This is a genomic window from Achromobacter sp. SIMBA_011 (assembly GCF_046535435.1).
GTDB lineage: Bacteria > Pseudomonadota > Gammaproteobacteria > Burkholderiales > Burkholderiaceae_B > Achromobacter > Achromobacter dolens.
Genome location: NZ_JAWRWN010000394.1, coordinates 1 through 275, shown reverse-complemented (window position 1 = coordinate 275; position 275 = coordinate 1). Strand labels below are relative to the sequence as shown.

The 275-nt window shown below is 49.8% G+C and carries 1 protein-coding gene; it reads right to left on the bottom strand.

Features of this window, described 5'->3' with window-relative positions:
- Positions 1–255, bottom strand: a 255-nt coding sequence (locus SB816_RS31430) for a DUF6882 domain-containing protein (protein ID WP_410548174.1), incomplete at its 3' end; no start/stop codon positions are given.
- Positions 256–275 lie beyond the last annotated feature (20 nt).

The window sequence follows — 275 nt, the reverse complement described above, 5'->3', positions numbered from 1 at the left end:
AACATAATGCTGGTTCGATCCATTGGGGATTCGGTAAGCGCCGTGCGCAGCGAGAACAGAACATGACCATGCAGCAATTTCCCATGCCATCGTCTGATCGCATTGGATTGTGGCTTGTTTGAACATCTCAAATCCAGTTAGGTCATATAGCACCTGCATTTTTCTGGATGCATCCCGAACGTCCATTGGAAGACCTTCATCCGACCATGACCAACGATAGCGCTGTTTGTCGAGAGAGTGCGTTCCCAATGGCACTATGGACACCTCTGCGGTTG